The organism is Arenimonas sp., from assembly GCF_019459675.1.
In the GTDB taxonomy this organism is placed as follows: domain Bacteria; phylum Pseudomonadota; class Gammaproteobacteria; order Xanthomonadales; family Xanthomonadaceae; genus Arenimonas.
The window spans coordinates 1-5119 of record NZ_JAIBFH010000093.1 but is presented as its reverse complement, the minus strand read 5'-3'; the positions used below and the strand labels follow the sequence as shown (position 1 = coordinate 5119).

5 protein-coding genes are annotated in these 5119 nt (G+C 69.6%); 4 read left to right on the top strand and 1 reads right to left on the bottom strand.

Features of this window, described 5'->3' with window-relative positions; genetic code table 11:
* The 3 genes from mfd to K0M70_RS03530 form a co-directional block, all read left to right on the top strand.
* The coding region (gene mfd, locus K0M70_RS03540; protein ID WP_290779375.1) for a transcription-repair coupling factor at positions 1-1902 on the top strand (1902 nt) is incomplete at its 5' end.
* Positions 1903-1908: 6 nt separating this feature from the next.
* Complete coding sequence (locus K0M70_RS03535) at positions 1909-2421, top strand: histidine phosphatase family protein (RefSeq protein ID WP_290779372.1); 513 nt, start codon at positions 1909-1911, stop codon at positions 2419-2421.
* A 74-nt stretch (positions 2422-2495) separates the two neighbouring features.
* Positions 2496-3359 (top strand): pirin family protein, encoded by an 864-nt coding sequence (locus K0M70_RS03530; RefSeq protein ID WP_290779369.1) that lies wholly within the window; start codon positions 2496-2498, stop codon positions 3357-3359.
* A gap of 25 nt (positions 3360-3384) precedes the next feature.
* On the opposite strand, the gene K0M70_RS03525 is transcribed toward K0M70_RS03530, so the two are convergent.
* Positions 3385-4230, bottom strand: a complete 846-nt coding sequence (locus tag K0M70_RS03525) for a pirin family protein (RefSeq protein WP_290779366.1) — start codon at positions 4228-4230, stop codon at positions 3385-3387.
* Between the two features lie 17 nt (positions 4231-4247).
* Between K0M70_RS03525 and K0M70_RS03520 the strand changes: the two genes are divergently transcribed.
* Positions 4248-5018 (top strand): GNAT family N-acetyltransferase, encoded by a 771-nt coding sequence (locus tag K0M70_RS03520; RefSeq protein WP_343211190.1) that lies wholly within the window; start codon positions 4248-4250, stop codon positions 5016-5018.
* The last annotated feature ends 101 nt before the right edge of the window (positions 5019-5119 follow it).

The following is a 5119-nucleotide window of genomic DNA, read 5'->3' as shown; positions in this document are numbered from 1 at the left end:
TACGCCAAGGGCGACAAGCTGTACGTCCCCGTGGCACAGCTGCAGCTGGTCAGCCGCTACTCCGGCGCCTCGCCCGACCTGGCGCCGCTGCATTCGCTGGGCGGCGAGCAGTGGGACAAGGCCAAGCGCAAGGCCGCCGAGAAAGTACGCGACGTTGCCGCGGAGCTGTTGGAAATCCAGGCCCGTCGCCACGCACGCGTCGGCCTGGCCCTGCAGGTGGACCGGGCGATGTACGAGCCGTTCGCGGCCACGTTCCCGTTCGAGGAAACCCCCGACCAGCTGGCAGCCATCGACGCCGTCATCGTCGACCTGGGCAAGCCCCAGCCGATGGACCGCGTGGTCTGCGGCGACGTCGGCTTCGGCAAGACCGAAGTGGCGGTGCGCGCGGCCTTCGTCGCCGCCACGGCCGGCAAGCAGGTCGCCATCCTGGTGCCCACCACCCTGCTGGCCGAACAGCACTACCGCAACTTCCGCGACCGTTACGCCGACTGGCCGCTGCGGGTGGAAGTGCTCAGCCGCTTCAAGTCGGCCAAGGAAATCAAGGCCGCGCTGGTGCAGCTGGAAGAAGGCACCATCGACGTGATCGTCGGCACCCACCGCCTGCTGCAGGGCGACGTGAAGTTCAAGGACCTGGGCCTGGTGGTGGTGGACGAGGAGCAGCGCTTCGGCGTGCGCCAGAAGGAAGCACTGAAGGCCCTGCGCGCCGAAGTGCACCTGCTCACCCTGACCGCCACGCCGATCCCGCGCACGCTCAACATGGCGATGAGCGGCCTGCGGGAACTGTCGATCATCGCCACGCCGCCGGCGCACCGGCTGGCCGTGCAGACGGTGATAACGCCCTGGGACCCGGTGCTGCTGAAGGAAGCGTTCCAGCGCGAGCTGGCGCGCGGCGGCCAGGTCTATTTCCTGCACAACGAAGTGGACACCATCGAAAAGATGGCCCGCGACATCCAGGAGCTGGTGCCCGAGGCGCGCCTGCGCATTGCCCACGGCCAGATGCCCGAGCGCGAGCTTGAACAGGCCATGCTCGACTTCCACCGCCAGCGCTTCAACGTTCTGGTGTGCCCCACCATCATCGAATCGGGCATTGACATCCCCAGCGCCAACACCATCATCATCCACCGCGCCGACCGCTTCGGCCTGGCCCAGCTGCACCAGCTGCGCGGCCGCGTGGGCCGTTCGCACCACCGCGCGTATGCCTACCTGGTGGTTCCGGACAAGAAGACGCTGACGCCCGACGCCGAGAAGCGCCTGGAGGCGCTGGCGTCGCTGGAGGAACTGGGCGCGGGCTTCCCCCTGGCCACGCACGACCTGGAAATCCGCGGCGCCGGCGAACAGCTGGGCGAAGACCAGAGCGGCCAGATGGCCGAGATCGGTTTCTCGCTGTACACCGAACTGCTGGCGCGCGCGGTGGCCTCGATCAAGTCCGGAAAGCTGCCCGACTTCGACCCGGCAACGCGCCACGGCGCCGACGTCGAGCTGCACATCCCGGCCCTGATCCCCGAGGATTATCTGCCCGACGTGCACGCGCGCCTGACGCTGTACAAACGCATCGCCGGCGCCCGCGACGACGACGCGCTCAAGGAGCTGCAGGTGGAGATGGTGGACCGCTTCGGCGTGCTGCCCGACCAGGCCAAGCAGCTGTTCGCCGTTGCCGAGCTGAAGCGGGCGGCAACCCCGCTGGGCATCCGCAAGCTCGAGCTGGGCCCCACCGGCGGCCGCGTGACGTTCCTGCCGCAGCCCACGCTGGACCCGATGTCGGTGATCCGCCTGATCCAGTCCCAGCCCAAGGTCTACGGCATGGACGGCCAGGACAAGCTGCGTATCCGGATGGAGCTTCCCGACGCCGCGTCGCGGCTGCGCACTGCACGCGGGCTGCTCGCCCTGCTGGCCAAAGGCTGAATCGCTATGTTGACCGGACTCATGCTGCTCGCCCTGGCCCTGCCCGCCGCCGCGCCGGCGCAGGCGCCCGACGCCACCGTCGTGGTGGTGGTGCGCCACGCCGAAAAAGCCACCGACGACCCGCGTGATCCCAGCCTGAGCGAAGCCGGCGTTGCGCGCGCCCGGGCACTGGCACAGCGCCTGGAAGGTACGGGCCTGGACGCCGCTTACGCCACGCAGTACCAACGCACCCAGCTGACCGCCGCGCCGGCCGCGCAGCAGGCCGGCATCGTCGTGCGGGTGCGCCCGGCCGGCCCGGACAGTGCCGCCAGCTACGGCCCGGACCTGGCGCGCGACCTGCGCGCACTGCCTGCCGGCAGCACCGCGCTGGTGGTCGGCCACAGCAATACGGTGCCTGCCATCATCACCGCCATCAGCGGCCAGCCCGCGCAGGAAATGCCGGAAACCGAATACAGCCGCTACACCGTGATCGTGCTCGATGCCGACGGCCGCGCACGCGTTTTCACCTCGACGTACTGAGCACAACCCAGCGTTGCGGCCATGTGCCGACGCCGCGTGGCATGCTGGTTTTTTCCGCTTGCAAGGAAACCGCCATGACCCTGCTCATCCCGCCACGCGTCCATGACGTGGGCGGCGGCTTCACGGTCAAGCGCCTGCTGCCGCACGCCAGCAGGCGCAGCGTAGGCCCCTTCGTTTTCTTCGACCATATCGGCCCCGCCGTGATCAAGCCCGGCCATCCAATGCAGGTGCGACCGCACCCGCACATCGGCCTGGCCACGGTGACCTACCTTTGGGAAGGCGCGATCATGCATCGCGACAGCCTGGGGTCGGCGCAGGAAATCTCGCCGGGCGACGTCAACTGGATGACCGCCGGCCGCGGCATCGTCCACTCCGAGCGCACGCCTGAGCGCCTGCTGGACAGGCCGCACCGCATGCACGGGCTGCAAACCTGGGTGGCGCTGCCGAGGGGCCACGAGGAAGTGGCGCCGGCGTTCACCCACCATCCGGCGGCCACTTTGCCCGTGGTGGACGTGCCGGGCGCGCGGCTCACCATCGTCGCCGGCCATGCCTTCGGCCAACGTGCGCCGGCCGAGGTGCTGGCTGAAACGCTGTACGTGTCGATGGACCTGCAGGCAGGCTGCGCCCTGGTGATACCGGCCGAACACGGCGAACGCGCGCTGTACCCCGTGGAAGGCCAGTTGGAACTCGACGGTGTGCCGCTGCCGGCCGAACATCTCACGGTGCTCGATCCCGGCACACAACCGCGGCTGACCGCCCGCACCGACGCCCGCGTGATGCTGCTGGGCGGCGAGCCGCTGGATGGACCGCGCTTGATCTGGTGGAACTTCGTGTCCCATTCGCGCGAACGGATCGAACAGGCCAAGGCCGATTGGAAGGAAGGCCGCTTCGGCCAGGTGCCGGGCGAAACCGAGTCCATCCCCCTGCCCGACCGCTGACCGCTTCCCCGGCCGGGCGGCGGGATCAGAAACGTCCGGCCTGGAAGTCCTCGAAGGCCTGGCGGATCTCGGCTTGGGTGTTCATCACGAACGGACCATAGCGCGCGACCGGCTCGTTCAGCGGCCGGCCCGCCACCAGGATCAGGCGCGTGCCGTCCTGCCCGCCCTGCACCGCGATGCGCTCGCCGGGCCCGAACACCAGCAGCTCGCCCTTGGCGCCGTTGGTCGCGGCGTCGCCTTCACCGAAGCGCGCCGCGCCCTCGAACACGTAGGCGAAGGCCGAATGCCCCTCGGGCACCGGCTGCTCGAAGCGCGCGCCGGCCTGCAGGCCGATGTCCAGGTACAGCGGATCGGTAGCCGGCTGGGCGATGGCGCCCTGGTGTGCCCCGACCCGCCCGGCGATCACCTTCACCCGCACGCCGGGGGAAACCTCGGTCTCGGGAAAATGGTCCGGCCCGTATTCCTGGTAGCGCGGCGCGGTCATCTTCTCGCTGGCGGGCAAGTTCACCCACAGCTGGAAGCCGCGCATGCGGCCCTGTTCCTGCTCGGGCATCTCCGAATGCACGATGCCGCGGCCGGCGGTCATCCACTGCACGCTGCCGGGCACCAGCACGCCCTCGTTGCCGTGGTTGTCCTTGTGCCGCATGCGGCCGTCGAGCATGTAGGTCACCGTTTCGAAACCACGGTGCGGGTGCGATGGAAAGCCCGCCAGATAGTCCTCGGGCCGATCGGTGCCGAACTCGTCCAGCATCAGGAACGGATTCAGGTCGGGCAGCTGGGGCGTGCCGATCACGCGCACCAGCTTCACGCCGGCGCCATCGGACGCGGGCATGCCGCGGAGCTTGCGGAGCACGGGGCGAAGGCTGGACATCAGGCACTCCTGAAAGGATGGGATGGTCCCAATCTATGGCCGACAGCGCCCGATCACAGCGCCTGCCCCGCAACGCAGGGTTGCATGGCCACGGGCCGCGCGCTCCCGACGTCCGGGATCGTGCCAGAAGCGCGTTCAAACCTTTAAGACCCCCCGTGACGTCCGCCATGGCCCCCAGCGTGAGCTCCCCTGACCGTCTTGACCGGCCAGCGCCGACGGCGGCCGGCCCGGCCCAAACCGGCCGACTGCCGACCCTGTTGGCGCCCCGGGTTCAGCTGCGCTGGATGGACGCACGGGACCTGGAAGACCTCTACGCCGTCTATTCCGATCCCGAGGTCGTGCGCTACTGGAGCCACACCGCCTGGCCCCACCGTGACGAAGCCAGCATTTACCTTGAAGCCATCGAGCGTGGATTCCAGGCCGGCCATCTTTACCAGTGGGGCATCGCCCTGCGCGGCAGCAACCAGGTGATTGGCACGACAACGCTGTATGCCGTCGACCACGCCCAGGGTCGCGCCGAGATCGGCTTCGCACTGGCGCGCGGCCACTGGGGCCATCGCTACGCGCGCGAGGCGCTAACCGTCCTGTTCGAACACGCCTTCGGCGCGCTGGCGCTCCGGCGCATCGAGGCCGACGTTGATCCGCGCAACCATGCGTCGCTGCACACGCTCGAAGCGCTGGGCTTCCGGCGCGAGGGCTACCTGCGCCAACGCTGGCAGGTGGCGGGTGAACTGCAGGACAGCATCGTGATGGGCCTGTTGGCCAGCGACTGGCCGCCGCCGCCGTGAAGCCGCGCGGCGCGCCCGCGCCGCGTTGACAGCCCCGGGCGCCGCGCCGCCCATGAGGGGTTGCACCCCACCGCGCCCCCCCTGCCCCGGCGCCGGACTTT